This is a genomic window from Kaistella sp. (genome assembly GCF_032060305.1).
GTDB lineage: Bacteria > Bacteroidota > Bacteroidia > Flavobacteriales > Weeksellaceae > Kaistella > Kaistella yananensis.
This window is the reverse complement of record NZ_DAMBHK010000021.1, coordinates 6,848-10,383: the sequence shown is the minus strand read 5'-3', so window position 1 is coordinate 10,383 and position 3,536 is coordinate 6,848. Positions and strand designations below refer to the sequence as shown.

Sequence of the window (3,536 nt, the reverse complement as noted above, 5' to 3'; positions counted from 1 at the left end):
CTCATGAAACCCATAAAAAGGGTCATAATTCCAATCAAACCGAGACAGATTTTCACGGCCGTTTCGGAAGTTCCGATTACGCCATCGGTTTCCTGAACCCGGTAAATCTGGACTTCAGATTTTGTAGAATCTGTTTTATAATGAACCCTGTTTTGATCAAAATTCGGGTTTGCGATGAGTGCATTCTGGATTTCAGGATTCAGTTCAGCCATTTTTTTTGAAGCAATCTGCACCGTGTCTCCACTTTTGCCGACCACCATGTCGTTGTAAATTGCCTTGTAATTATCTGAAAACAAATATTTTATACTTGCAACTATAATGGCGACAATAATAAATGCGCTCCAAATCCTGCTTAAAACCATTGCTGAAAATTTTGTTAAAAATAACTAAAAAGTTTATTCCATAGGTTTTTGAGACAAAATAAGTTCAGCTGAAAATAATATTTATTTTAAAAAAGTTTGAGTTGCTGGACTTTGCTGCCCATAAAATTTTCAGTAGAAAGTGGCGTAAATTCTTTATTTGCGAAGAATTTTCTCTTGCCTAAAGCGAAAGTATCGTGAATCATTTCTGCAATATTTCCTTCGCCTTTATAGCGTTCATGAAATCTTTTTTCACCCAGTTTTCCGCCTCTCATGGAGCGGATATGATTCAGGACTTTCTCTGCTCTGTCAGGGAAATGGGCGTTGATCCAGTTGACGAACACGGGTTCTACGGTGTCATTAAGCCTTATCAAAACATATCCGAATTTCTGTGCGCCGGCTTCGGAAACGGTTTTTAAGATTTTCAGACTTTCATCGCTTGTTAAACCTGGAATTACGGGTGCAACCATAACACCGACAGGGATTTTATGTTCGGTTAAAATCTCAATGGCTTTCAGTTTATTTTTTACAGATGAAGTCCGTGGCTCCATCTTTCTTCGGATTTCTTCATTGATTGTAGGAATGCTGAACGAAACAGAGACCAAATGCTGTTCTGCCAAAGGTCTCAAAATATCCAGATCTCTTAAAACCAAAGCATTTTTTGTTAAAATTGAAACCGGATGCCGGTAATCGAGGCAAAGTTTCAGCAGTTTTCTGGTGATTTCAAATTCCCGCTCAGCAGGTTGATAACAGTCGGTATTGCCGGAAAGGGTAATGGTTTTTGGAACATAATTTCTTTTCTGAAAAAATTTTTCGAGCAATTCCGGAGCATTTTTTTTCACCATGATTTTGCGTTCGAAATCGGTTCCGGCAGAATATCCCCAAAATTCATGCGTAGGTCTGGCAAAACAGTAAGAGCAGCCGTGTTCGCAGCCCTGATAGGGATTAAGGGAATATTCCATCATCAAATCCGGACTTTTTACTTCATTGACGATTGTTTTGGGGAAAACTTCTGTGAAAACCGTTTTTGTTTTCTGAAAATCTTCTTCTTCAGGTTCAAAAGTGTATCTGTCGAAACGGTTGATTTCGTTTCGCTGCGCACCCTGGCCTTTTTTAAAATTTTCAGAAGACATTTTATGATGTTAGATTAATTGTTTTGAGCAAAAGTAAAAGCATCAGTTGTTATAATAATGAGTTTTATGCCGACACTTTTCCACAAAAAAAATCCCGAATTCAATGAATCCGGGATCTATGGTGAAAGATTATTTTCTATAGCATTGCTAAAAATTCAACCCCATGATGGCCGTCATCTTTATATTTGTTTTTACTGAAATGGCAGTGGAAATCTGAATAATAATCGTGATAGTCTTTGTGTTTTTTGGCTAAAAATTTTTTAATACCAAAAATTCCTAAACCAAGTACCACTCCAAGACCTCCCGCCAATAATATTCCTGTTTCTTTTCTCATACTAAAACTTTTATGGGTGAAGTTAAGCAAATCCTATTCCTTTTTTGTAAGGTTTTATTTTAAAGTTTGTTAATATTTAGATGCTGTACATGAATACAGTTTTAATTTTATAAATTTGAAAAAACTGTTTTAAATGAAGACCAATTCAATTATTATGCTTACAGGAGCGTTGTTTTTTGCCTCCTGTACTACTCAAAAAATGAATAATTCCCTCAATTATCCGGAGACTAAAAAAGTGGAACACACGGATGAGTATTTCGGAACTAAAGTAGAAGATCCTTACCGCTGGTTAGAGGATGACATGGCTGAAGATACCAAAGACTGGGTTCAGCGTGAAGTAGCATTTACCAATAATTACCTTGCAAATATTCCGTTTCGGGAAGAACTGAGATCACAGCTGAAAGACATCTGGAATTATGAAAAAATTGGTGCTCCTTTTAAAGAAGGCGATTTTACCTATTTCTATAAAAATGATGGTCTGCAGGCACAATCTGTTCTTTACAGAACCGATAAAAACGGCAAAACTGAAATTTTTCTCGATCCGAATAAATTTTCTGAAAAAGGTACCACTTCGCTTGCCGGAGTTTCATTCAATAAAAATGGAAATCTTGTAGCCTACAGAATTTCCGAAGGAGGAAGCGACTGGAATAAAATCATCATTATGAATGCTTTAACTAAAGAAATCATTGATGAAACGATTGTGGATGTTAAGTTTTCCGGAACTTCCTGGTTGGGTGATGAAGGATTTTATTATTCCAGCTACGACAAACCGAAAGGCAGCGAACTTTCTGCGAAAACAGATACCCACAAAGTATATTTCCATAAACTTGGAACAAAGCAGTCTGCCGACAGGTTAATCATTGGAGGCGAAAATTTCAAACGCAGATACATGGGAATCGGTATTTCTGATGATGAAAGATTTGAGATTCTGAGCGCTTCGGAAGCGACAAACGGAAACGAACTTTATATTAAAGACCTCAAAAATAAAACAGATTTCATTCCGGTACAGAAAGGATATGATTTCAATACGGACTTTATTGATTCCAAAGGTGATTATATTTATGCATTAACCGATAAAAACGCACCGAACATGCGTTTGGTGAAATTCAACATTAATAATCCGAATGTTTGGACTGATGTGATTCCTGAAACTGAAAACGTGTTGAGCGTGTCAACAGGGGGCGGATATATTTTCGCAAGGTACATGAAAGACGCGGTAACCAGCATGAAACAGTTCGATTACGACGGAAAACTCATCAGAACCATCGACCTTCCGGGAATCGGTACGGCAGCGGGTTTTGGCGGAAAGGAAAAAGAAAAAGACCTGTATTTTTCATTCACCAACTATATTACGCCGGGTACGATTTATAAATTCAATACCGAAAAAGGTACATCTGAAGTGTATCAAAAGCCAAATGTAAAATTCAATCCTGAAAATTATGTATCGGAGCAGGTATTTTACACTTCGAAAGACGGCACCAAAATTCCGATGATGATCAACTATAAAAAAGGAACAAAACTCGACGGTAAAAACCCAACGATTTTGTATTCTTATGGTGGATTCAACATCAGTCTGCAGCCGGCATTTTCTGTAGTAAACGCAATTTGGATGGAGAATGGTGGAATTTACGCCGTTCCAAACATTCGTGGTGGCGGCGAATACGGTAAAAAATGGCACGATGCAGGAACCAAGATGCAGAAGAAAAACGT

The 3,536-nt window shown here is 37.5% G+C and carries 3 protein-coding genes and 1 pseudogene; 1 reads left to right on the top strand and 3 read right to left on the bottom strand.

All coding sequences use genetic code 11. The annotated features are described in order from the left end of the window. The 3 genes and pseudogenes from V5N63_RS04640 to V5N63_RS04630 form a co-directional block, all read right to left on the bottom strand. Positions 1-362: pseudogene (locus tag V5N63_RS04640) on the bottom strand (nucleoside recognition domain-containing protein); the annotation flags it as partial. An 86-nt stretch (positions 363-448) separates the two neighbouring features. Then, the gene (locus V5N63_RS04635) at positions 449-1,492 is read right to left on the bottom strand and encodes a PA0069 family radical SAM protein (RefSeq protein WP_332032999.1); all 1,044 of its coding nucleotides are present in this window, start codon (positions 1,490-1,492) and stop codon (positions 449-451) included. A 136-nt stretch (positions 1,493-1,628) separates the two neighbouring features. Beyond that, positions 1,629-1,826 (bottom strand): hypothetical protein, encoded by a 198-nt coding sequence (locus V5N63_RS04630; RefSeq protein ID WP_332020265.1) that lies wholly within the window; start codon positions 1,824-1,826, stop codon positions 1,629-1,631. Positions 1,827-1,959: 133 nt separating this feature from the next. Between V5N63_RS04630 and V5N63_RS04625 the strand changes: the two genes are divergently transcribed. After that, a partial coding sequence (locus tag V5N63_RS04625) for a prolyl oligopeptidase family serine peptidase (RefSeq protein WP_332033020.1) occupies positions 1,960-3,536 on the top strand: 1,577 nt, incomplete at its 3' end.

Excerpts from the sequence above, each read along its gene's own strand:
- V5N63_RS04635 (WP_332032999.1), bottom strand. The coding sequence starts at position 1,492 with ATGTCTTCTGAAAATTTTAAAAAAGGCCAGGGTGCGCAGCGAAACGAA.
- V5N63_RS04630 (WP_332020265.1), bottom strand. The coding sequence starts at position 1,826 with ATGAGAAAAGAAACAGGAATATTATTGGCGGGAGGTCTTGGAGTGGTA.